Origin of the sequence: Enterococcus sp. AZ194, assembly GCF_051713825.1 — a bacterium.
Classification (GTDB): domain Bacteria; phylum Bacillota; class Bacilli; order Lactobacillales; family Enterococcaceae; genus Enterococcus_K.
On record NZ_JBIOQR010000001.1, the window covers coordinates 2767876 to 2792486 of the forward strand.

Here is a 24611-nt window from a genome sequence, read left to right on the forward strand (position 1 = left end):
CCTTAAGTTCAGTTAGAAACCTTTATCAATTTCTTGTAAATGACGATAACGTGGGCTTGTTTGCTCTAATTCTTGTGGACTGCCACTCATTTCGAGTTGACCGTCTTCAATAAAAATCACTCTATCCATCATTGAAATTCCTTGTAGATGATGGGTAATCCATATAATCGTTTTTTCTTGTAACTCATTGAAAAATGTTTCCAACAATGCTTGTTCTGTGATTGGATCTAAGCCAACAGTCGGTTCATCTAACAAGATAATCGGCACGTCTTTTAACAAAATTCTTGCTAGAGCCATCCGGTGACGTTCCCCACCAGAAAAGCGCAGACCTGCTTCATCGACCATGGTCATTAAGCCCTCCGGTAAGGATTTAACCATCTCTTTTAAGCCGACACGTTCAAGTACGTCCCAGACCTCTTCATCTGTGGCAGATTGTCTGCCTATCCGAATGTTGTTAAGAATACTTGTATGAAACAAATACGGTGTCTGATGTATCACACCAATGTAATTAGTGATTTCATCTCCAAACGAACCGGTCGGCATGTGATTTAGAGTAATCTCCCCTTCTGTCGGCAGTAAATCTCCACGAATTAAGGAAGCCAGCGTACTTTTTCCTGAGCCACTTCGTCCCAAAATGGCTAGTTTCTCACCTGCATTGATCGTTAAATCGAGATGCGTTAGCACATCTTTGGTGGTATTTGGATAATTGAATGAGACATCTTTGACCTGAATCGTCAACGCGCCTTCAATTACCGTTGTATCCATTACTTCTGTTTCTGCCTTCTCAGGTAAGTTATTTAAACGATCAATAGAGTCTTTATAAATATTTGTTTCTTGTGCTGCGGCTGGCAGTGGTGCAAAGGCATCAATTAAAGGGAAGACACTCAGAACAAAGGCTGCAATCCAGTTAGCCGCGCCACCATGATTTCCTTCAAAACGACTACTTGTCCAAACAAGTAAAACAATTGTGATGACACCGAACATCATCTGTAAAAGAAAATCACGTTTCCGGTCAAAACGATTTAGTTTCTGGGTCGTTTCGCGAAGCTCAGTTTCAGCCTCTTCGTGTAGTGCAACATAAGCCTTTCCTCTTTGACTGAAAATCCAGTCAGAAACGCCTAAGATATTATCCGTCAAATCCGTGTAAAGAAGATTTTTCATCTGCTTTTCTTTCTCTTGACGGGCACCATTTACTAAGACAGACCATAGCGGTAAAACGAATAGAACAATCCCTAACAATAAAAGCATGACTAAAGCAAACCACCACGAAAACAGACCTAATCCAATAATAATAAATACGTAAAGTAACCAAGAAATAATCGTTGGGAAAATTGTTCGTAAATACAGATTTTGGATATGGTTAATGTCCTCAGCTAGTAATCCTAAAATATCCCCTGTTCGATAGTTCCGCTTGAAAAAAATCGCATCCTTTTCTAAGGTCGTATAGAGCTTTAAACGCAGATTTGAGGTCATTTTCAGTACCCAGTTGTGGCTCGTCAAGCGTTCAATATAACGAAAGACGGGTCGGCCAATCCCAAAAGCTCGTGTCAGAACAATCGGAATATAAATCATTAAAATATTCTCAGGCAGAGAGGCTGCTCGACTAATCAGATAGCCCGAAGTAAACATTAGTGCGCCTGCACAAAAGAAGGTGATAAAGCCTAAAATTAACGCAGCAATCAAGGAACGTTTATACTTTTTCAAGAAGGGTTTGACCCATGTATCAGATTTTAATGATTGAAATAAGCCAATTTTATTCATTTGTACGCCCCCTCATCTGCTGACTTAAACGCACAAATGCGCCGCCCTTTTCTTGTAACTCTTGTAGTGTGCCTTGTTCTACAATCCGCCCTTTTTCCATTACTAAGATATAATCCATCTCTTTCATCCAATGAAGACGATGCGTTGCAAAGAACACTAAGCGTTCTTCCATTAAAGGTAACATCCGTTCCTTCAGCTCAACTTCTGTCTCAATATCTAAATGAGCAGTTGGTTCATCGAGTAAGAGAATTTTTCTCGAATGATCAAGGAAGGCACGAGCCAAAGCGATTCTTTGCGCTTGTCCCCCGCTTAAAGTTCGAGCACCTTCTCCAATCTGCGTTTCAATCCCTTCAGGAAGTTCAGCCACAAGCTCACTTAGACCGGCAACTTTGATGGCCCCATCTATCTCTTCTCGACTTGCTTCAGGATGATAAAAAGCCACATTCTCTCTCAATGAAAGCTGGAAGATATATGGATTTTGGGGAATGTAAATCAGTTGTTTTTGCCAAGATTTTTGGGCAAATGAATCTAGTTGACTTGCTGATAATTGAATTTGTCCTTCATCTGGATGTAAAAAGCCACTAAGTATATTGATAAGCGTTGATTTTCCAGAACCACTCATCCCAATAATACCAATTTTCGTATAACCCTCTGCAGAAAAAGTAAGTTCTTCTAGTGCAAGCTGCTGCCCGTAACTAAATTGAAGATTTTCAATAGCTAGCCTGCTTGTCTTTTGCCAAGAGCCAACTTCTTGTTGGACAATTTCTTTTTCTGGTTGTGTCAGAATCGCCTGAACGGCTGTCATCGCATTTTTGCCATCTAATGTCGCATGATAGTCACTTGAAAAGTCTCGAATCGGTAAAAAATACTCAGGAGACAAAATCAAGACGGTCAATGCTGGGAAAAGTAAGATAATCCCATTAATCAAACGCAAGCCCAGTAGAACAGCTACGACGGCCACAGATAAGGTGGTAAAAAAGTCTAACGCAAAGGTCGATAGAATCGCAATTTTTAGCGTACTCATTGTGGCTTTTCTAAACCGTTCGCTCGTATGGAAGATACTCTTTCCATAGCCTTTACTTAAACCAAATAACTTTAAGGTATCAATCCCACGTAAGGAATCAATAAAGTGATTGGATAACACTTGGAAGGCTTGATATTGTTTATCCGCTTTACTTTGTGCAGCATAGCCTAACACAATCATAAAAATAATAATAATCGGAAAGACAATTAGTAAGACAACACCTGATTGCCAATCTAATAAAAAGATAACGACTAATAAAATCCAAGGAATGATCATCATGTTCATTATTTTTGCCAAAATCAAGTGAATATAGTTTTCCACTTGAGTAATGCCATCTAAAGCCATCGTGGTCATATTCCCAGTTCCTTCTTGTTGAACGACTTGTGGCCCCATACGAAAAATCTTTTGAAGTAATTGATTTCTCAAATCACGAGCTTGTTTATAGGCATAGTTATCTAACATCTTGTCACGTAAGAACGTCACAAAATGTCGCCCTGCATAAACAAGAATAAACAGAACAATCCAATTGATTTGCTCAGATAGAGTGCCGCCCTCCCATAATCCGGTGATGGCTGTGGCAATCGTGTAGGCTTGGCCAATAATAAAGATTGCCTGCAGAACAGCGAGTCCTGCAAGCAATCCGAGCATCTTTTTCATTCCTGGAAGTTTGACGATTGCTCGATCTATCATCCATGAACCTCCGTTGGTTTGTGACTAATTCGTTTTCTAAAGACATAATACGCCCAGCCCGTATAAGCTAACACAAAAGGTAATAAAGTAAGAGACAAGTAGCTCATTACTTTTAATGTATAAGGACTTGATGAGGCGTTTTTAATTAACAAGTCAAACTCTGATCCGTTAGAGCTGATTAAAACACGTGGGAACAAACCAGTGAATAATAAAACAACTAAGACCACTAAAGTTAAGCCACTTGCTAAAAATGCCAGCATCTCTTTTTTCTTAAATACAGAAACATTTGCAACCACTGTCAACAAAACAATCAGCGCTAATAAGCCGAATGTTAAGAAGAATTTGTTATCAAAGAAATCTGTATAGAAGTACATCATTACGGCAAAGACTACTAGACCAACATATAATACCCAGTAAAGAAGCTGTGCATAATTTTTTGCACGATCACGAACAGGACCCGTTGTTTTTAATGAAATATAGTTTAGTCCGTGTAGGTAGCAAAGTAATGTTAAGGCAACCCCACCCACAAGTGAGAAAGGATTGATATAATTGCCAAATGTCGCAGTCATATTGCCATCTGCATCAATAGGCATTCCTTGAATCATACTGATGAACAAAACACCGAAAAAGAAGGGCACTAGAAAACTCCCAATTGATAAGGTCCAATTCCATGTTCCTTTCTTTTCAATAGGCATTCTGTGACGGAATTCAAACGAAACACCACGAATAATTAAGCCGAACAAAATGATAAACAAAATTAAGTAATATCCACTGAATAATGAAGCATACCAGTAAGGGAAAGAAGCGAACATCGCCCCACCTGCCGTTAGTAACCAGACTTCATTACCATCCCAAACAGGTCCAATTGTTGAAACAATCTGATCTTTTTCGTCTTCATTGTGCGCCAACGTCTGAACAGACATTCCGACACCAAAGTCAAAGCCTTCTAAAAAGAAGAAGCCGGAAAATAGCACACCAATTAAAACGAACCATAATAATTGTAAAGAACTCATAGGTCAAACTCCTCCTTATCAAATGGATCAGTTGAAGGTTGATTTTCTTCTGCTAACATTAATTCTTCATAATCAGGTCCTTTTTTCAATTCACGGCGAACAAGGTAAATCATTGTTGCACCGAGAGTTGAGAACAATAGGAAGTAAATTATATTGGTCGTTAGTAAAGAAGCGACCGAAACGTTTGGTGAGACACTATCTTCAATGGTGAATAAACCGTAAACCGTCCAAGGATAACGCCCCAGCTCAGTATTTAACCAGCCGAATGTGTTTGATAGGAATGGGGCAAACGTACATAGTGCAACCACCCATAACATCCACCGTTTTTCATATAATATAGGTTTTTTCTTCCGAGTAAAGAACAAGCCTAAAATTGATACAAGTAACATTAACATCCCGAATCCTGCCATAATACGGAAGCTCCAGAATAAAGTGTTGACTGGCGGATAATAATTCTTATCATCGCCATACTGTTCAATTAATTTTTGATTGACCGTATCCATCCCATCTACAGAACCAGATAGACTATTGTAAGAAAGAATACTTAACATATATGGAATTTGAATCCCGAAAACTTGTTTGTGCTCTCTTTCGTTTGCCCAAGCAATCAGAGTCCATGCAGCAGGATCTCCTGAATCCTCATAAGAACCTTCCATCGCTGCAAACTTCATTGGTTGATCTTCTATCAAAGCTTTCATTTGTAAATCCCCTGCACCAATAACAGCTAGAGAACCTAATAAAGAAATGACCAAACCAATGCGCATTGATTTTTTAAAGAAAATATGATCTTTCCGCTGTTTCTTAAGCAGTTGGAAAGCGGCAAGACCCGCGACAATCATCCCACCCATCGTAATCGCACCAGCAATTACGTGAGAGAATTCGTACCAAACTTGGTGGTTACTCAATAACGCACCAAAGTCATTCATTTCTGCTCGGCCATTATTTAATGTGTAGCCAGATGGATGTTGCATAAAGCTGTTCGCAACAAGAATCCAAAACGCTGACATAAGTGAACCAAATGTGACTAACCAAATGAATAATACATGAAGCTTTTTATTGACCTTCTCCCAAGTAAACATCCATAAACCAAGGAATGTTGACTCTAAGAAAAAGGCTAGCAAGGCTTCTACTGCTAGAGGGGCGCCAAATAAGTCACCAACAAATCGTGAATAATCAGACCAGTTCATTCCAAACTGGAACTCTTGAATAATACCTGTTACGACCCCTACTGCAAAACTCAAAAGAAAAATATTTCCCCAGAATTTTGCTAACTTTTTGTACTGCTCATCTTTTTTGACCACATACATGGTTTCCATGACAGCCACGACTAGTGCAGTTCCGATTGAAAACGGTACGAAAAAGTAATGAAAAACCGTTGTCATCGCAAACTGAAAGCGTGCTAATGTCACAATATCCATATGTGTTTCCTCCTTTTGTTTCTCTTCTGTCCAGAAAAGAAAATAATAATAATTGCAATTTTCAAAACGTATGAAAAAAAGAAAGTTTACTGAATAATTGCACGTTCCATTGGGAATTATACTCTGGAAAATTGAAATCTCAAAGATTTTTAGCATAGAAGTAAACAAAAAATAGAAAAGTGTCACTTCAGCTGTGAGACATCTACCTCGAGACTTTTACTCTTAGACAAATGCTCTATTTCACAAGATATCTTTCTCTTCATTAAAAACAGATCAATTATTTAGAAAACTCCCTCTCCATATTAGCTTAAGTTCTCAATTAGAACAACTAAAATGAACTTGGAATACCCTCTCATTAGGAATCAAAATGTGCGACAATTGACTTCTTGTATTGAGATAGGTTCATAATCTTATAAACTAGATGTATTAGAAATAGCAGTTATTTTTTCTATAGTTCTTAATTCATACGAAATCAAATCTGTCATAGAGTCAAATTTAGCTACGTCTTCTGAATAATCATGTTTTATGTAGAGTGTTCCTGATAGTCCAATCGCTACAACGCCATCATAATAATATCCGAAGGTTCCTAGAGGTAGACATTGTTCTTGAGAGAACTGAAGAATATCTTTAAAATCTTGTGTATTCTCAACTAACTCGGATTGCTCAAGTGTAAACTGATAGACAAATTGATAGACAGGTTGTCCGTCATATAAATCATCTCTACCAATATAAACGACACTATTTATCTCAAAATAAGTTTGTAACCACCGTTCAATAGGTTCGTTCACTTCGAATTTTTTATTTCTGAAATATGCGAGGACACTTTTAATGCTCGCTATTTTTCTTGTGGAATTCCAACCACAGAATTGCAGAATTATTTTTATCTGCTGTTTTCTTGTTAACCGCCCGATTTCTTTATTCATAGTTGCTCCTTTCGTGTATTCATCTTTTGTAACATGATAAAACTAGAACGCGCTTGGGACAGAAGTGTCTAACTCCGGTAACCAAGAAGGAATTCACGAAAACGGCAAGAAATACGAAAAACTTCCTTCGATACTGATTCCTATGTGGCGCTCTTCAAATTTTTGTGACCAGGTAGGTACTGTTCTACATCTATTTACTTTGTAAATAGTGTTTCACAGCAATTTCAGCTTATTTTCCGAACCTCCAACTCTAGCATATCTCATGCGTAGAAATTGATGGGGCGGAATGAAGATGGAGCTGTTTTTGTACCCATCGTTTATTCGGATAAAAAGAGCGTGGAACATAACCAAAAGTTATGTCCTATGCTCCTTTATGTCTAGTATCTATGGGTTTGCCAGAGAGCCCTCATCGCTTGATGAATTTCCTTCTGGTCATAAGATGAATTCACGTTCTATTTATTTTCAAGTGCCGCTTTCAAGGCTTGTGCTAACGGACTTTCTTCTGGCTCCTCTGCTTGCGAATATTTTTTCATCAAGCGTCGTTCTTCCTGTTTGGTTAACTTTTGTTTTCGTTCTTTTTTATCAGGAATTTTCTCTGTGATGGAACAGAATTTACATTTGAAGAAAGAACCATTTTTGCCATCGATAATTTCCATTTTCTTATGGCATTGTGAACAACGATGGTTCGAAACTTTTGGGTCCTTCCGACGTCGGTAGCTACACTCTTGATTGGTGCAGACATAGATTTTACCATCTCGCGTATTCTTTTCTCGTAAGTTGTTCCCACAATCTGGACATTTTTTGGAGGTTACAGAAAAGTCTTGATATTTCTGCTCACTCTTCTTGACTTCGGAGACTAATCGTTGCGTTTCTTTTTCGATTTCTTTAATAAAAGTCGTTGCAGATTTTTTCCCTTTTGAAATCGCCTCTAAATCCTTCTCCCATTTTTCTGTCAATTCTGGAGTCACTAAGGATGGGTTAACAAGCTCTAACAGCTGTTTGCCTTTTTGAGAGACTTGTAGTCCACTAGCTGTTCGCTCCATCAGCTCGGATTTGATTAGTTTTTCAATAATCTCTGCTCGAGTTGCGGGTGTCCCTAGACTATATTTTTCCATTAAGCCCAATAAGCTACCTTCTGTCAGTGGTTTAGGTGGGCTTGTCAATTCTTTTGTGATGGCAAAGTTAGCTGGAACACTTTGTCCCATTTGCCATTTTACAAGAGGTTTAGGCTGTTCATCTGCTTTTTTCCAGCCTGCCTCAATCACTTGGCTTTGCTGAAAGACAAAGACTTCTTGTCCGAATTGAACGGTTACCTTGGTTTGTTGTGTTTTATGCGGTTCAGCAAACAAGCCGACAAATCGTTGCACAATCATCTGGTAAATTTTTTGTTCATCGTTATCCAATTTTTCATAACGAGCTGCTTTTTCAGTAGGTAACAAAGCATGGTGATCCGTGACTTTACTATCTTGGAAAACCTTCGTTTGTTTCACGACAGCCCCTTTTTTTAAATAGGTTTTAACTTCTGGTGAAAAATCACTTACTGCTTGAAGACGCTCTTTCATTGTTGCTTTCATGTCACTAGTCAAATACTTACTATCTGTTCTCGGGTAGGTCACAATTTTATGAATTTCATATAGGCTTTGTACTAGAGAAAGTGTCTTTTTAGCTGAAAAATTGTACCGTTGATTGGCCTCTCTTTGAATTTCCGTCAAATCATATGGTAACGGCGCAGGTTCAACCTTTGTTTTTTCTTCAATATTTGTGACTTTCCCATTCTTTTTGCTTAACTCTTTTACGAAGGCCTCAACCTTATCTCGTTCCTTAAAGATATAAGGATTTTTTTGACGCATTGTTACCTTTTGTGTCTGTGCTTCCAATTGAATAGTAAAGTAAGTTTGTGGACGGAACTGTTCGATTTTCTTTTCTTGCTCACGAACAAGTGCTAAAGTGGGTGTTTGCACTCGACCAGCTGATAAATTATCTTGATACTTAACTGTCAATGCCCGTGTCACATTTAACCCAACGAGCCAATCTGCTTTGGCGCGAGCTAAAGCAGACTGATACAAATCATCATACATTTTAGCTGGCTTCAAGTTTCTAAAGCCTTCTTTGATTGCTTTATCTGTTTGAGAAGAAATCCATAATCGTTTAACTGGCTTATTAAAATGCACATATTCTAAAATCCAGCGAGCGACCAGTTCACCCTCTCTTCCTGCATCTGTTGCAATGACCACTTCGTTGACATCATTTCGATTGGCTAACTGTTTAATGGCTTTTAACTGATGCCCTGTTTTTGGCAAAGGTTTAATGCCCAAATTATGTGGAATCATTGGCAATGTTTCCATCTGCCATGTTTGCCATTCTTTTTTTAAATCTTCAGGCATTTTTAGCCCTAATAAATGACCAAGGGCCCAGGTTACGATAACTTTGGGTCCTTCATAGTAGTTTTTATGCTTTTGCTGTGCGCCCAAGACTTTGCTCAAGTCCTTGGCAACACTTGGTTTTTCCGCTAGAATTAGTTGCTTCATAAAATTCCTTTCCGCTTTCAACTGAAATAGGCTGATAATCCTTCAATAATGCTAACCCCTTATATTGTTGAAGGTAATCATCACATTCTTCACACCAGCGTTCATCGCCTTCTACCCAAAAGGCGCATAAAAAGTTACTCTTCGCATTAATATATGCATATTGGGAATGTAACTTTAGCCATTGTTCCTTGTAAAATGCTTGTGCGGAGTCCAGTGATTGAAAAGTAACGCACTTTTCAATATCAGCTTGCCAGTCTTCAAAAAACCACCACGGCTCATTATCACCATACATTACGATTACTTGGTACATTCCTGGCCCTCACTTTCTCCTTGATACACATCATACTAGTCACTTTTATAAAAAGTTGCAAGAATTTGATTTGTGAAAAAAGTTTCTTTATTTAAAAAAACTTCCTATTCTACTGTTTGTTGAAAACTATCCATAGTCTATGAATAGTTTATCACAAAACAGCGCCATCGTTAAAAAAACTTATGCTGTTTTTCTCAATCCATTGAGTAGCTAAGTTTTCTCTTCTCGTCAATAATTGACAGTGTTTCGAGAACATGGTAATTTTTGAGTAGAAAGATTGTCATTTGAAACTTATTTAACAAAAGGGAGCGTATTTATGAAAACATTTCAAGCACTAATTGTCAGAGAAGACGACGAACAGATTGTCTCCGCTATTGAAGAAACAACGATTGAGAATTTATCAACAGGAGACGTTTTAATTAAGATCGCTTATTCATCTGTTAACTACAAGGATATGTTAGCTCTTCAAAAGAATGCCGGGGTCATCCGTGACTATCCAATGATTCCAGGTATTGATTTTAGTGGAACGATTGTAGAATCGACGAATCCCAATTATGCAGTTGGCCAAGAAGTTTTAGTTACAGGATTTGCGGTTGGCATGAGTCACACAGGTGGTTTTTCAGAGTATGCGCGTGTTCCAGCAGGATGGGTTATTCCTCTACCTGAACAGTTAACATTAAAAGACGCCATGATTTTTGGCACAGCTGGCCTAACAGCGGCGTTATCAATCAATGCGTTAGAAAAGTATGGCTTATCTGTCAAAGATCAACCAAATATTCTTGTAACCGGTGCTACAGGTGGCGTGGGTAGTATCGCGCTTCAAATTTTTGCAAAAATGGGCTTCACTTCAATTACAGCCATGGTTCGAAAAGAGAATCAAATCGAAGTTGCCAAATCGTTAGGCGCACATCAGGTTGTTTTTCCAAGTGAGTTCGCGGACCAAAAACGGCCTTTAAATAAACAAAGATTCCATTTTGTTTTGGATACAGTTGGTGGTCAAGTTGCCTCTGATTTACTGCCCTTTATCCATTATGGCGGGAGTATTAGTCTTTGTGGAAATGCTGGCGGGATTAAGCTTGCAACGACTGTCTTGCCTTTCATTTTACGCGGAATTAACCTTTTAGGCATTGATTCGGTTAATGTCCCTATTGAAGAACGTCCAGCAGTTTGGCAAAAGATGGCAACTGATTGGAATGTGACTAACACAACACTGTCTGATGAAATAAGCTTAGCTGATTTGCCTCTAACAATTGAAGCATTAAAAGCGGGGCAACATTTAGGAAGAACCATTGTAAAATTATAAACAGTAAAAAAGCGCTCCGAGTCGGCTGCCGAAATTTGGCAATCGATTCGTAGTGCTTTTTAAGTCATTTCTTTTTGAACAAATAAGATACAGAATAAAACGAGTAGAAAGCCAATGAGTTCAGCAGCTGTCAGGCCCATTTTAAACACAATTAATGAGAATAATGCTGCTAGGACGGGCTCAAAAGCGGTCAGCGTACTGGCCAAAGTAGGTGTGATATACCGTAAGCTTGATAAATAAATCCAATAAGCGACAGCTGTCCCTAAGACAATGACCAAAAGTAATAAGAAAAAGACCGTCAAATTCCATTTACCTTTAAAGAGCCAGATGGGCTGCACAAAGTTTGCCAAAATACTTCCTAACAGCATTCCCCAGCCAACTGTCAGTAAACTGCCAAACGTATGAATTAATTTTTGTGGTTGAATTGAATAAAAAGCTAAAGCAATCGCTGAACCGATGCCCCAGAATAAGGCTTCGCCAGAGAATATTAGTCGACTCAGCTCTCCTTTACTGGCAACTAGCAGAACGCCGGTCGCTGTTAGAGCTAATAAGCCAATCGTTTTTATTGAAGGTCGTTGCCGATTCTTAAGCGAGCTATAGAATATGACAAAAAACGGCCCAGTGTATTGAATAATCGTAGCAAATGATGCTGAGCTGACCTCGATTGTTTTAAAATAGGTGTATTGAACAGTAAACATGCCAAAGCAGGCAAAAATCAAGAGTGAAGCTAGACTCCACTTCTGTTTTAGCGGTGCAAATATTTTTTGTTTCAAACCGAATTTTGCCATGGCTAATAAGATGATTCCTGCTAAAAACAATCGTGTGGATACCAACCAAGCTGCCTCATAATCATAGTTTTCAAACAATAATTGTCCGGCAATTCCTGAAATAGCCCAAAAACTCGCTGCGCTACTTGCATAGAGAATTCCTTTATTTTTCATTTTTTCCCTCTTTCATTCAAATTATCACTTATGCTATTATAAATTTAATAAAACAAAAAATACTATGAATATTCTCACGATTTTTATCACTATTATGTAAAAATAGGAGTCCTATTATGTTTTTTAATCGAGCCCAGTCGCTTCAAGAATTGACCCTTCATCAGACGCAAGGTGCACCACTCGCTCGCTACACACGTCAACTGACAGCCATAAGAAATGACCAGATCCCACTTCATTGGCATCCAGAGTATCAGATTGTCTACCTACATTCCGGGCAAATAGCGTATCAGATTGGAGAGGAACAAATTCATCTAACCAATCAGAAAGCTTTATTTATTAATTCAGGAGTACTCCATGGTACGTTACCGCTAACTGGCAATTGTTTTTATACCTGTATTGATTTTTCAGAGCGATTATTCCCTGAGCACCTTCTGCCGTTCTTACGTGAGGAACTCTTTTCAAACGAAGAAACGCCTTACAAAATCCTCCAAATGACAGATGAAATCGAATGCTTACTTCAATCCTTTACTCAAGAAGACTTAGGCATAGCTAAAGGAATATTCACTGCCACCCATTTATTGTTTTCTTTAGTAGAACATTTCCTATTTGCCAAAAAGTGCGAACACCAATCAAACAAAAATGAAAATCACCTAATCTATCAGTTACTAAATGTTGTCCATCAAAACTATCAAGAGCCACTAACAGTTGAGGACTTAGCTGCAGCAGTTCATATTAATAAAAATAAATGCACGCAAATTTTTAAAAAGTATACGCACTTTTCTCCGATGAACTATGTAATCAATTATCGTCTTCTCAAAGCGCAACACTTGTTGTTAGAAACTGAACACTCCGTCTCTGAAATTTGTCATCTGATAGGGTTTAACCAGTTGAGTTATTTTATTGAGAAGTTTAAAGAAACCTATCAATTCACTCCACTACAATATCGGAAAAAATTTATCGACCAATCAAGCTAGAATCGTCTGGACCTAGAGGAAGATACGGAGTTTACATTTTGTTGTGTCTGTTGCTACGTGATTGTTGTTTGTCTGGTGGCTCAGCATTAGGTGGTCCAAACTGGATAGATGTACTTTTACTATCACGTGCCCATTTTGCATATTCTATTCCTACCTGACATTGATACACCATTTGCTTTCCTAATAATCACACGAGGCAAATAAGGAACACGTTTGTAACACGATTCAAAATATAAAAGAGAAAAAGAGGCTGGGACATAAACTTCATACGTTATGTCCTAACCTCTCTTTATCCGAATAAACGGTGGGTACAGAAGCAACTCCTGTCCCAACCTCTTTGTTTGTTTCTTTACAGACTTTCAAATAGTCAAAGTTTAAATTAAATATATTGTAAGACGTTCGTTTCTTTCAGCGCTTGATCAATCAGTCCGCCACCTAAACATTCCATTCCATCATAGAAAACAACTGCTTGGCCAGGTGTAATCGCGCGAACAGGTTCATCGAAAATGACTGTCGCTTTTCCATCAGCTGTTAATTGAACCGTCACGGGTACGTCTTGTTGACGATAACGGAATTTGGCTGTACAACGAAATTCTGCTGGTTGTTGTGTGTTCGTTGTAAAATGAATTTCACTTGCTGTTAGGCTTGTTGCATAAAGGGCGTCATGGTGAAATCCTTGGCCTACATAAAGTGTATTAGTAGTCAAATCTTTTCCTACCACAAACCAAGGCTCTTGCGTTTTTCCGCCACCACCAATGCCAAGTCCTTGACGTTGGCCAATGGTATAATACATCAATCCATCATGTTTTCCTTTTACTTCGCCATCTAAAGTGACCATATTCCCAGGTTTTGCAGGAAGGTAGTTACTTAAAAATTGTTTAAAATTCTTTTCTCCAATAAAACAAACACCTGTTGAATCTTTTTTCTTTGCTGTAGCAAGATTTGCTCGTTCTGCAATCGCACGAACTTCAGATTTTTCCATGTGTCCTAATGGGAACATTGTTTTTGCCAACTGTTCTTGGGAAAGTTGACTTAAGAAATACGTTTGATCTTTGTTATTGTCTACGCCTCTTAGCATACGAACCGTTCCATCCGCATCGCGAGAAACTTGCGCATAGTGTCCTGTTGCAACATAATCCGCCCCTAATTCTAGCGCGTAATCTAAAAAGGCCTTGAATTTAATTTCTTTATTACACATCACATCAGGATTAGGTGTTCTTCCTGCACGATACTCCGCTAAGAAATATTCAAATACACGGTCCCAGTACTCTTTTTCAAAGTTTACTGAGTAATATGGAATGCCAATTTGCGCAGCTACTTTAGCCACGTCTTTATAATCTTCTGTTGCTGTACATACGCCATTTTCATCGGTATCATCCCAGTTTTTCATAAAGATCCCGATTACATCATAGCCTTGCTCTTTCAGCAAAAGTGCTGTTACAGATGAGTCAACACCGCCACTCATCCCAACGACAACGCGAGTCTTGCTGTTGTCAGTCATGATATCACCATCATTTCAATTAGATTCTGAAACATCCACGAGTTGAAGGTCGCAACTTTTCAGTGATTCACATTATACGACATTTCAGCAAATATTTCACTAATAGAATTTAATTCTCAGTCTTTTGCTATTTATGAAACAGTTTTCAAATTCGTTTATAAAGAAAAAAGCCCCTGAAATCAAGCTGCTTCTCCTCAAAATAGTTTATAAAAATAAAAAAGTATGGGAGTAAACAGCGTATATAACTATGAACCAGTAAAAGTCCCCTCTTATATTGGTTCAAAAAAAGAGTCGTGACAAGCAGCTAGGATGATGATGCCCTCCATGACTGATTGTCACAACTTTTTTATTTAGTGTCTTAATTATTTTGCTACTTTTTCAAATAAACCGCGATCAATCATTCCATCCATTAAGAAGAAGAATTTATCTTGATTCATTTTATGTTTTTCATCTTTAAATAGATTCACTGATTTCAAACCATTCGCAGTCGTAATTGACATTTTTAATGTTTTGATGTCTTTAGAGACGGTAATCTTTAATTTGAAGCCTTCTTTACTCTGAGGAGTTGCATCTAATGGACGAATCAATTGGAAATTCCCTGATTTGGTCTCACTAAAGCCATTATCTCGTAATGTATATTTTTTTGCTGCTGGATTTAATTTGTACAACACATCTGTGCCTTCAACTGTTGCTGTTTCTAAAAAAGCCATAATCTTTCACCTCAATAATTTAGTCACTTTCTATTATAGAGGTTTCCCACTATCTTGGCTAGCTGAAATTCAGAATCTCTCATTTAGGATAGGCAAAATTTTAAAGAAATTGTCTTTTAAGGGAAGCTTCACCTATTTTTTTATGCTTGTCACTAGTCCTTGGCAAAATGTTTTAATCTGTTGGTGCGTTACACCCCAACCAAAACTAATCCGAATCGATTCTGTTACTGCTGAATCTCCTTTTCCGTAGATTGCTTCTAGAACATGTGAGGGATCAACTGCTCCTGCTGTACAAGCTGAACCAGTGGAAACGGCAATGTTCTTAAGGTCTAGTTTCATTAACAAAAGATTATTTGGCACGCCTACTAGATGGAGATTCATTATATGAGCCAGACTATTTGAAGGATCGCCGTTCACTTTATAGGCAATCTTTTCTTCATCCAAAAACGAAAGAATTTGTTTTTTATACTCTAGATACTGTTGGTTGTTTTCTTTCTGTTTCTCTATTGTTAAGCGTTCTATAGCCTTTTTCATCCCTAAAATTCCTGCTAAATTTTCTGTGCCAGGGCGTCTTTTTTCTTCCTGCTCGCCGCCATGAAACAAGGAAGGCAGTTTTATTTTATCGCTCTTGAATAAAAAACCGACACCCTTAGGACCATTGAGTTTATGTGCAGAGACACTCAACAAGTCAATACCCAGCTCGTGTGGGCGAATCTCTTGATTCCCATAGGCTTGAACTGCATCACTATGAAAATAAGCAGGATGCTCACGCAAACGTTCACCAATCTCTTTTATGGGTAATAAATTCCCAATTTCATTATTGCCAAACATAATAGAGACAAGAGTCGTCTCTTCTCGTAAAGCATAATCAAAATCGGCAAGGGAGATATTCCCTTTTTCATCAACCGGCAAGTAAGTAACCTCAAAATTTTGTGTCTCAAGATATTTCATCGTTTGCATTACTGCTGGATGCTCAATAGCTGTAGTAATTAAATGACGTCCTTCATTCTGACGTGAAAAAGCCGTTTCAATAATCGCCATGTTATCTGATTCGGTACCACCACTTGTAAAAATAATTTCATGTGGGTCTACCTGTAAGCTATCCGCAACGACTTGTCTTGCTAGCTCTAGCTGTTCATGTGCGAGACGCCCAAAACTATGAATACTTGAGGGATTTCCATAATATTCCCCCATTGCTCGTGTCATTTCGGCAATCACGTTTGGGTGTATTGGGGTGGTTGCTGCATGATCTAGATAAATTCTATTCACTAGATTCATTCCTTTCCAGTAATAATATGGCTAATTCTAGCATAAACAAAATAGGATAGCCAAAGATTATTCTTCTAGTTTGGTTGATTTTTCTGTTTTAATCACTTGTTGCTCAAACTGCTGCTCTTTTCTCCATGAATGGATCGTCGCATAGGTAAATAGAGCAATCCCCACCCAAATAAAGGAGAAGGCAAAAAATTGTTCGCCAGTGTATGGTTCATGAAAAACGAACACTGCTAAAAGTAACATAATGGTTGGATTTATATACTGAATGAAGCCTAAAATAATGTACGAAATTCGTTTTGCAGCTTCAGCAAATAACAATAATGGAATCGCTGTGATAGCTCCTGCTCCCAATAATAATAGATTCACTTCTCCCGTATAAGTCATAAACCCTGAAGGCGAAAATCCAATTAAATAAATCAGCGCAACTGGTAAAATGACTAGTGTTTCAATGGTTAATCCTGTATATGAAGATAATGTTAACCCTTTTTTTATTAAGCCGTAGATGCTAAAGGAGAAGGCCATGACTAGTGAAGGGACAGGAATCGTTCCCGTCTGAATTGTCAAAAGAATAACCCCTATGAAGGCAAACCCACAAGCTATTTTTCCCAGTCTGCCTAAAGGTTCTTTCAAAATTAGTGTAGCTAATAAGACATTTACCAATGGATTCATGTAATAGCCAAGACTTGCTTGTGTGACTTGCCCGATGCTGACTGTATAGATAAAGGTAAACCAATTAATCGAAATAAAAAGAGCCGCAAAAATAATCGAAATGAGTTTTCTTCTATCTTGCCAAAGTTCCTTACACTCTCTGAAAAAATTCTTTCGCTTTTTTGTCACTAAAATATAAATAATCATAAAAACGAAAGACCAAATAACACGATAAGCTAAAATATCTATTGGTCCAACTGAGGTCGGGATTAGCTTCCAATACATGGGGATAATTCCCCATAATATATACGCACCAAACCCAATCAAGACGCCTTTTTTTGTTTCTTTCATACCCATTCCCTCCACTATCCTTTATGTAGACTCGACTACATAAAAACCACTCATTTTTTATTCCCTATTTATTATCTGATTTGACGATTGGTTCGCCCACTCGCCTACTTACCATTAACAAATTTATCCTCTGTATAGAAAAGGACTGGAATGTTTAGAAAGTTCGAAGCCAAATGCCTCTACTTTCTACCCAGTTCCAGTCTATTCACAGTTTACCTATGAAATTTTTCAGTTAGTTTATTCGAATTCTTTCTCCTCTAAACGAAATAGAGGGCTCATCGGTGTATTTTCGTGGATTCGTTTGACTGCCTCACCCATTAACTGTGAGCAAGTAATAATCGTTAAGTTTTCAGGATGTTTTTCTTCAGCCGTCCATACCGAATCAGTAATGCAGATATCCTTAAGTGGTGCATGATCCAAAATTTCCTTCGCTGGTGTCGATAATAAGCCATGAGAAGCACAGGCATGGACTTCTTTTGCACCATTTTGTTTTAGGACAGTTGCGCCATAAGCAAACGTTTTTCCAGTGTTTAAGATATCATCCACCATGATACAGATTTTATTCTCAACATCGCCAATGACGTAGCCTGTTTCTGGATTTCCTTCTTCGCTTTGATCAATAATTGCCAAAGTCGAATTCAAGTATTCAGAAAGGCTTCGTGCTCGTTGTACACCACTGTTTTTTGGTGAAACAACCACGATATCATCTCCGGTCAAGCCAAGTTCCCGATAGTAATGTGCAAATAATGGCATAGTGAACAAATTATCTACAGGAATATCAAAGAATCCTTGTACCTGAACAGCATGTAAATCCAAAGTTAGAACCCTCGTCGCTCCAGCTTCTTGCAACATATTTGCTACAAGCTTAGCGGTTATTGGTTCATGTGGTTTAGCTGTTCTGTCTTGTCTAGCGTAACCATAGTACGGTAAAACGACATTAATCGTTTTAGCGCTCGCCCGCTTCATCGCATCAATCATAATAAGCAATTCTAGGTAGTTGTCGTTAACTGGCGCATTTGTTGATTGGATTAAGTAAACATGGTCTCCACGAATACTTTCTTCTATATTGATAGAAATTTCTCCATCACTAAACTGTTTCACCACGCTTTTCCCTAACTCTGTACCAAACACTTTAGCAATTTTTTCAGCTAAAGGACGATTGCCATTTAAACTAAAGATTTTTAGTGTTTCGTCTTGATATTTTTGGCTCATATGATCCTCCCAAAGATTATTTTCACTTAATTCTATCATATTTGCCAAGGAAATTCCGTGCAAATTGCGTATTTTATTTATGAAAGGCCTGTCAAAATGGAAATATATTGTTACAAAAAAATAGCCACATAGGAAAACCAGGTTTTCTCACGTGACTATATCAACTTTAATTTAATTTTTTTAGTTTGTCCAATAGTGAAGTGTAGTCTACTTTTGAAAAGTCTGTTACATCGTATTCAATAACTGTTCCTAGAGAAAAATTAGCATACTGACGGGCTTCAATGATATCTTTAAAGGCTTGTTCAGTAATTAAGTTATCCGCCTGTTCTCGATTATGAAGCTCATCTCCATAGTGATAGTGCGACATGATATGACTTAAATGTCGATTTTCTTCAATATCTCGAAGTCTTCTTCTTTTCCATAGATTATCAAAAGCAGCAACTAATCGAATGGTAATTACTTGATAATCATATTTTTCTGCTAACTGAGCTAGCTTATGCTTTTGCTTATCAGAGAATGGATATTCAGATAGAATATGTTGTCTACCAATTATTAAATTTAATTCTAGTAGTTCGTAATAATATTTCCAGACATCTCTCTCTAATTCTTGTTTTTCTTCAAGGGAGTCGAAGCCAACAGAATCGGCTAGTGTTTCTTTTAATTCATCTGGAGTTACAATGAAAACATTGGGTAAAACGGTTCGGATTTGATTAATCAAATAACTTTTTCCTGTAGCGGGGCTTCCCGCAATTAATATAAGATATTTCTTCATTTTTTTAATGGACTGTCAAGATTCATAAACAGACGAATTTTATGTTTGACAATTTCCTTGACTTTCATATTTGCAGGGATAACGTTATGTCTCAGAGATTTATTTATTTCTGTATTACCAAACGTATCTTTTGCTTCTTTTGTCCAATTAACTAAGAGCTCTGTTCCTACATTAAATTTTCGAATACCGTTATTGATTAATTCCGAATAATCTTCTTCCTTGACTCCTGTCCCGCCATGAATCACTAAAGGGATGGAAACAACTCGGTGAATTTCTTTTAATAAAGGAATATTAACTTCTGTTTTGGATTTAAACTGACCATGATTCGTTCCAATAGCAATTGCTAACGCATCAACCTTTGTTTCTTTAACAAATTCAACCGCATCTTCTGGACGAGTATACACTTTATCTTCTTCTGAAACAGAGATACCCTCTTCTGTCCCACCGATAGTTCCTAGTTCACCTTCAACCGATACACCGTGTGCATGGGCATATTCAACAACTGCTTTAGTCTTCACAATATTTTCCTTGAAAGGTAAATGAGACCCATCATACATAACGCTAGAGTATCCTGCATCGATTGCTGCTTTAATTTCATCAAAATCTCTTGCATGATCTAGATGTAAGGCTACATCAACCATCTCATCAGTTGCTATTTCTTTAACAACGGCAACCATTACTTTATAACCGATATACTTTGCTGTATCAATACTTGTTTGAATGATAATCGGACTACCTTCTTCTTTCGCCCCACGAATCATTTCTGGTAGCATCTCTAAGTTGTGCGTATTAAATGCACCAATCGTCATATTTAGTTCTTCTGCAGTTTTTGTTACTTCTTTTAAAGTTTTATACATGTTTTCAATCCCTCTTCTGCTATTTTTTAGCCTGTAATCGTAACTTTTTTTGCGATTTGTCTCATATCATCCATTTTTTGCATATAATATTCTATCCCTGAATCATCACCATTTTTTGCAGCTGCTGCACGTTTTTTATTGTATAGGCCCATAAGCTTTTTGTACCCGTCATCAATGGATAACTTTAAGTCCAAACTTTTTTCCAATGTGGAAATAGCTAAATCTATTTCCCCTAACATTTCATAAATGAGACCTATCCTTTCGTATTTTCTAGCTAAAAGAGTTGGGTCTGTTGACAATTGGTTTTCCAAATCACTGATAGCCAATTGATGTTGCTCAATCTCAGCAGATAATTCTTTTTTTTGGTCCTCTGATAATGAGGAATCCTCTTGTACCACTTTTTTCTTTTCTTTCTTATTCCCAAAAATACGAAACAATTTTATTTCCTCATTTCCGCATGCTTTAAAATGCTTTTAATATTGGACTAAAAATCCAAGCATAGAGTAATGCTGCCACTACTGTATCAACGTCGGTAGCAGTTGCATTTATGAAGCCCATACCATTAAATATTGTCACAAGAAGAGCAGGTAACAATGTAATAAAGAACCCATGTGCAATCCCACCAATGATAGCCCCTCGACGACCTCCGACCGCATTCCCGAAAATTCCAGCTGTCCCCCCAGCAAAGAAGTTTGTAAGCATTCCTGGTAAAATCATCGCTAAACCAAATGTTGGTAAGACGAACATTGCAATAATTGTTCCAATTGTTGTGGTAATAAAACCTAGTATGACTGCATTAGGAGAATACGGGAAGAATACAGGGCAGTCTAACGCTGGAATCGCATCTGGAACTAATTTCATGGCAATTCCTCGAAAAGCAGGGACGATTTCACCCAATAATAATCGTACGCCTGCAAGTAAAACATATACACCTACAACAAATTGAATTGCTTGTAAAAAGGCAAACATCAAATAGTTTTGTGTTCCAGGATTCCCTATCTCAGGACCAGCAAATGCTGCTGTAATGATATACAAAGGCACCATTACAACCATGACTGATAAATAAGTATCTTGCAGAAATTCGAATGATTTTGGAAGTTTAATGTCTTCAATAGATTTCTTATTTTCACCTTTTTCACCAAAAACCTTTGCTACTCCAGCTTCAAATAAGTAACCAATCGTACAAAAATGTCCTAATGCTATATCGTTTGATCCTGTAATCTGTCGGATAATTGGTTGTGCAATTGCTGGCATCAAAACTGCAAATACTGCTCCTACAAAACCACCAACCAAGATCAAGACTATGCCACGTAAGCCAGCAAAATAACCAAAGACTGTCGTCATTGTGGCCATCCATAAGATAGCTTGACCAGTTAAGAAAATGTATTTCCATTTTGTGAAACGAGCAATAATGATATTAAATACAAAAATAGCTAGAAATGTTAATGCAATATCACGTCCAAGTCCAAGTTCATTCATCGCTTGTCCATTAATTGCTTCAATCGATGGAATAATTCCTTGCATCTTGAAGCCTGCTGTAAAAATTTCTCCAAAATAAGTTAAACTTCCAACAATAATACTTGAACCAGCACTTAAAACTTGGAATCCTAGCAGCGTTTTTAATGAGCCTGAGATAACTTGTCCTGCAGACTTCTTCTGGAGGACAAGACCCAACATTGCAATTAACGCAATAGTAATTGAAGCCTGTGTCAAAATATTATCAATAATAAAATTTACTACTCCCATGTTTATCACCTCTTCTTTTTATTAGATAGCGCCTTTTTCTTTCAAAACCGGAATCAATTTCTCTTCAATTTCAACTTTAGAAACAATATTTTTTAAATAAACGATAGCGGTCTTTTCTGTATCAATATTGAACTTTTCAAATTGCGAACGAAAATTTTGAGCCGTAATAATAACATCTGGTTGCATAGAAGCAGCTGTTGAAATATCAACATGATCCAAGTTTGCTTCTACATGAAACTTGTCTAAAACATCTTCTGCTGACATCTGTGCTGCAAAGCTACTTCCTAGACCTGCACCACAAACAAATAAAATATTTACTTTTTTTCCCATCCTTCTCTCTCCTCTTTGTTCTATAAATTATTTTTAAATCCCTTATCCCAATTCAATCGAACAGAATTTTCTTAAAGCTAGAAACTGATTCAGACTGAGCTAATTCTTCAATTCTTTTTTCATCATTGATTAAATCAATGAGATTTTTCATAATATTCAAATGCGAATATGAATCAATTGCTGATAAACAAAAAATAATTTTGACTGGATCATTGTCTTCATGCCCAAATAAGATTGGCTCATCTAAAGTCAAGGCACTTAAACCCAATTCTTTGGCCCCTTCCTCAGGTCTTGCGTGGGCTAATGCTATATGAGGCCCAATTACTATATAGGGTCCAAATTCTTCAACTGCTTGGATCATTGCTTGGATATAGTGTTTTGTAATTATTTTTTGTTCTAATAGTGGTTGTGCAGCTAGCTGAATCGACTCTTGCCAATTATTTGCACTTTTTTTAATTAAAATACTTTGGTCGTTTAAAACATCTTTAATCATTGGCTGAATCTCCCTTGTGTTTATCACTAAATTATTTTCTCGAAAAACTGTTTCTAGCCTCTCATAAGTTTCTTTTGTTACTTTGTATTTCTGCGACTCTAATAGCTCTAAAATGCCATTAAATAATGAAGTAGAGTCTTCGTGGATATGAACCAAACGTCTCGCTTCAATATTTTTTTCCAAAAACTGATGAATTAGTTCTTTGCTAGATTCCTTGATGATTGGCTCAATTACTAATAAAGGCTTAAAACTTAGTTGAATCATCAACGTCGAAAAGACTAAATCAACATCCAGCTTTGAAATTAGATGCACTTCTCGGGAGCTCAACACAGCTAATACTTCTATAGGAAATAGCTCTTGAAGGTTTTCCGCTAATAATTTTCCTGTAGCAACTCCATGATTGCAGATTACTACCACTCGGTAAACGTAATCAATCTCTTGATTTAGCTCACTCTCAGTTGTAGAAAAATGGATAGTTAAAAAGGCCAACTCATCTTCTGTAATGACTTTTCCTGTAACCTTTGAAAACTCTTTTGAAAAATTACTAATTGCCTGATAGATAGAGTGGTATCCCCTTTGAATATTTTCTTTTAAAGGATTAGCTAACTGAATATCATAGCGCATGCGATTAAGCAATCCGGCAATGTGTTTGTATAATCCCTCTTGAAGCCTTTCCTCTTTGTGAGTAAACGGAATTTTTGTCTCTTCCTCAACATGTTGAATCAGCTGGAGTGATAAGATTTGTGCTTGGCCCCATTCAACAGTCGAATGCATGTCCTTGGAGTTAAATGTATTCAGCATAAATAGCAAATAATTAATTTCATTTTCTCTATCTGTCAGTCCAAATGTGTTCACTACTAAAGAGACAAATGTTTGAATATCGTTTGATAGTCCATCAATCTTTTTCTCCCAACTAGTTGCCCGAATAACAAAGTTCTCCTGATTTCTTTTTAACCAAACTCCTGTAAACAAAAGAATATTTTTCCGATAAATTGTTTCTTCATTTGCAGAGATAGATTGGTCATAAAGTTTGTCTAGTTTTTTAAAGGTTTCATAAGGCAAATATTTAAATAAAATTTGTTGCATAATCGATGGGTGTGGCGGTGTATCAACCAAACTAAACTTTTCACTTTCCTTCGTTAAAGTTGCATATAACATCGTTCTAATAATCGGTTCCTTCCCACTTAGCACAATCCCTTGTTTAGGCACGCTGATAATTTCAACGGGATAATTTTTAACGATTGCTCGAACTCTTCTGATATCTTCATCTAAGCTACTTTTAGAAATTTTGTACTGTTCTTCTTTTTTATAAAAAAAGACGTTTTCAGTTCCTAAAGCAATATCTAACAGCAAGTCAAAGACTCTTTCTTCTCTGGTGAAATACACCTCCTGATTCTCTTGCTTAAATAACTCAATCAATGATTCTTTTTCACAATCGCTAAGTTGAAGTTGAAATCCTTTCCCACGGATTGTTTGAATAACAGGCAGATGCCATTTTATTAAATAACTATTTAACTCCGTAATCTCATTTTGAACGGTTCGTTGACTTATCTTGAAATCTTCACACAATGTATTCCTGCTAAGTGGAAATTCTGAGGCTATGAATCGCTGAAATAATTTCATTGTTCGTTCTTTCATCTCGTTATCTCCTTGTCTATTTAAAATATAAACCCCTTACATTATTTTTGTTAGTAGAGTTTATTGCCAACTAATTTGGCAATAATGTAAGCGTTGCGAAAAAACAGAAGCTCATGAAAATAATCTTTTCACCAACTTCTGTTTTGTGCTATTCATTTAGCTGTCATTTTTGATTGTAGAGAACACTAAGATT

Annotated in this window: 21 protein-coding genes; 2 read left to right on the forward strand and 19 right to left on the reverse strand. The window is 37.3% G+C overall.

Annotated features, from left to right (window positions below; translation table 11 throughout):
• Positions 1-12 precede the first annotated feature (12 nt).
• The 7 genes from cydC to IGI37_RS13110 form a co-directional block, all read right to left on the reverse strand.
• On the reverse strand, positions 13-1761 hold the full coding sequence (cydC, locus tag IGI37_RS13080; protein ID WP_438762413.1) for a thiol reductant ABC exporter subunit CydC: 1749 nt from the start codon (positions 1759-1761) through the stop codon (positions 13-15).
• The gene (gene cydD, locus IGI37_RS13085; protein WP_438762414.1) at positions 1754-3475 is read right to left on the reverse strand and encodes a thiol reductant ABC exporter subunit CydD; all 1722 of its coding nucleotides are present in this window, start codon (positions 3473-3475) and stop codon (positions 1754-1756) included. The genes cydC and cydD overlap by 8 nt, the downstream gene beginning before the upstream one ends.
• Entirely contained in the window at positions 3472-4488 is a 1017-nt protein-coding gene (gene cydB, locus IGI37_RS13090) for a cytochrome d ubiquinol oxidase subunit II (protein ID WP_438762415.1), read from the reverse strand. The genes cydD and cydB overlap by 4 nt, the downstream gene beginning before the upstream one ends.
• Positions 4485-5906 carry a cytochrome ubiquinol oxidase subunit I gene (locus tag IGI37_RS13095; protein WP_438762416.1) on the reverse strand — a complete coding sequence of 474 codons (1422 nt, stop codon included), beginning with the start codon at positions 5904-5906 and terminating at the stop codon, positions 4485-4487. Before IGI37_RS13095 ends, cydB begins: the two co-directional genes overlap by 4 nt.
• Before the next feature lie 410 nt (positions 5907-6316).
• A complete protein-coding gene (locus IGI37_RS13100; protein WP_438762417.1) occupies positions 6317-6829 on the reverse strand; it encodes a hypothetical protein in 513 nt (170 codons plus the stop codon).
• Positions 6830-7281: 452 nt separating this feature from the next.
• On the reverse strand, positions 7282-9357 hold the full coding sequence (locus tag IGI37_RS13105) for a DNA topoisomerase III (RefSeq protein WP_438762418.1): 2076 nt from the start codon (positions 9355-9357) through the stop codon (positions 7282-7284).
• Positions 9278-9667, reverse strand: a complete 390-nt coding sequence (locus IGI37_RS13110) for a DUF1033 family protein (protein ID WP_438762419.1) — start codon at positions 9665-9667, stop codon at positions 9278-9280. The genes IGI37_RS13105 and IGI37_RS13110 overlap by 80 nt, the downstream gene beginning before the upstream one ends.
• Positions 9668-9983: 316 nt before the next feature.
• On the opposite strand from IGI37_RS13110, the gene IGI37_RS13115 reads away from it, so the two are divergent.
• Positions 9984-10970: a YhdH/YhfP family quinone oxidoreductase gene (locus IGI37_RS13115; protein ID WP_438762420.1), complete on the forward strand. Its 987-nt coding sequence runs from the start codon at positions 9984-9986 to the stop codon at positions 10968-10970.
• Positions 10971-11029: 59 nt separating this feature from the next.
• Here IGI37_RS13115 and IGI37_RS13120 read toward each other — a convergent pair whose 3' ends face one another.
• Positions 11030-11911 (reverse strand): DMT family transporter, encoded by an 882-nt coding sequence (locus IGI37_RS13120; RefSeq protein WP_438762421.1) that lies wholly within the window; start codon positions 11909-11911, stop codon positions 11030-11032.
• A gap of 116 nt (positions 11912-12027) precedes the next feature.
• On the opposite strand from IGI37_RS13120, the gene IGI37_RS13125 reads away from it, so the two are divergent.
• Positions 12028-12885 (forward strand): AraC family transcriptional regulator, encoded by an 858-nt coding sequence (locus IGI37_RS13125; protein ID WP_438762422.1) that lies wholly within the window; start codon positions 12028-12030, stop codon positions 12883-12885.
• A 379-nt stretch (positions 12886-13264) separates the two neighbouring features.
• Here the strand turns inward: IGI37_RS13125 and mnmA are convergent, their stop codons facing one another.
• The 11 genes from mnmA to IGI37_RS13180 form a co-directional block, all read right to left on the reverse strand.
• On the reverse strand, positions 13265-14386 hold the full coding sequence (gene mnmA / locus IGI37_RS13130) for a tRNA 2-thiouridine(34) synthase MnmA (RefSeq protein WP_438762423.1): 1122 nt from the start codon (positions 14384-14386) through the stop codon (positions 13265-13267).
• 362 nt (positions 14387-14748) lie between these two features.
• Positions 14749-15096, reverse strand: coding sequence for a DUF1831 domain-containing protein (locus IGI37_RS13135; RefSeq protein ID WP_438762424.1), 348 nt, complete (start codon positions 15094-15096; stop codon positions 14749-14751).
• A gap of 132 nt (positions 15097-15228) precedes the next feature.
• Positions 15229-16365 carry a cysteine desulfurase family protein gene (locus IGI37_RS13140; protein ID WP_438762425.1) on the reverse strand — a complete coding sequence of 379 codons (1137 nt, stop codon included), beginning with the start codon at positions 16363-16365 and terminating at the stop codon, positions 15229-15231.
• A 66-nt stretch (positions 16366-16431) separates the two neighbouring features.
• On the reverse strand, positions 16432-17370 hold the full coding sequence (gene rarD / locus IGI37_RS13145) for an EamA family transporter RarD (RefSeq protein WP_438762426.1): 939 nt from the start codon (positions 17368-17370) through the stop codon (positions 16432-16434).
• A 237-nt stretch (positions 17371-17607) separates the two neighbouring features.
• Entirely contained in the window at positions 17608-18582 is a 975-nt protein-coding gene (locus IGI37_RS13150; protein WP_438762427.1) for a ribose-phosphate diphosphokinase, read from the reverse strand.
• Between the two features lie 166 nt (positions 18583-18748).
• Positions 18749-19354 carry an AAA family ATPase gene (locus IGI37_RS13155; RefSeq protein WP_438762428.1) on the reverse strand — a complete coding sequence of 202 codons (606 nt, stop codon included), beginning with the start codon at positions 19352-19354 and terminating at the stop codon, positions 18749-18751.
• A complete protein-coding gene (locus IGI37_RS13160; RefSeq protein WP_438762429.1) occupies positions 19351-20211 on the reverse strand; it encodes a class II fructose-bisphosphate aldolase in 861 nt (286 codons plus the stop codon). The genes IGI37_RS13155 and IGI37_RS13160 overlap by 4 nt, the downstream gene beginning before the upstream one ends.
• A gap of 26 nt (positions 20212-20237) precedes the next feature.
• Complete coding sequence (locus tag IGI37_RS13165; protein WP_438763654.1) at positions 20238-20639, reverse strand: tetratricopeptide repeat protein; 402 nt, start codon at positions 20637-20639, stop codon at positions 20238-20240.
• Positions 20640-20673: 34 nt separating this feature from the next.
• Positions 20674-21957, reverse strand: coding sequence for a PTS sugar transporter subunit IIC (locus IGI37_RS13170; protein WP_438762430.1), 1284 nt, complete (start codon positions 21955-21957; stop codon positions 20674-20676).
• Positions 21958-21978: 21 nt separating this feature from the next.
• Positions 21979-22287, reverse strand: coding sequence for a PTS sugar transporter subunit IIB (locus IGI37_RS13175; protein ID WP_438762431.1), 309 nt, complete (start codon positions 22285-22287; stop codon positions 21979-21981).
• 52 nt (positions 22288-22339) lie between these two features.
• Positions 22340-24418: a BglG family transcription antiterminator gene (locus tag IGI37_RS13180; RefSeq protein ID WP_438762432.1), complete on the reverse strand. Its 2079-nt coding sequence runs from the start codon at positions 24416-24418 to the stop codon at positions 22340-22342.
• Positions 24419-24611: the final 193 nt, after the last annotated feature.